The sequence below is a fragment of the Pseudomonas sp. SDT291_1_S447 genome, assembly GCF_054070155.1.
This window is the reverse complement of the sequence record NZ_JBSVXS010000309.1, coordinates 1-405: the sequence shown is the minus strand read 5'-3', so window position 1 is coordinate 405 and position 405 is coordinate 1. Positions and strand designations below refer to the sequence as shown.

Here is a 405-nt window from a genome sequence, read left to right as displayed (position 1 = left end):
CCAGCTGTGCCTGCCACTGCGGATCAAACCGCCCGGCCAACCGTGCCTGGAACGCCAAATTATCCTCGACCCGCAGGCTGCCGATCAGGTTGAACTGCTGGAACACCAGCCCGATCTCCGTGCGCCGCCAGTGGGCCAGCTGCGCTTCGCTGAGTTGGTCGAGGCGCTGCTCGCCGACCTGGATGCTGCCACCGTCCACTCGGTCCAGGCCGGCCACCAGATGCAGCAAAGTGCTCTTGCCGCTACCCGATTCGCCCATCAACGCCAGGCTGCTGCGCTCGGCCAGGTGCAGGTCCACACCGGCCAACACCGCCAACGGCCCTTGGGGGGTGGCATAGCTTTTGAACACACCTTGCACCTGCAGCATGAGAACACTCGTTTGAGGGGTGGCAATCGAGAATAACG

The 405-nt window shown here is 64.0% G+C and carries 1 protein-coding gene; it reads right to left on the bottom strand.

Annotated features, from left to right (window positions below; translation table 11 throughout):
* The coding region (locus tag ACW9IR_RS29685) for an ATP-binding cassette domain-containing protein (RefSeq protein WP_457466173.1) at window positions 1-367 on the bottom strand (367 nt) is incomplete at its 3' end.
* Window positions 368-405 lie beyond the last annotated feature (38 nt).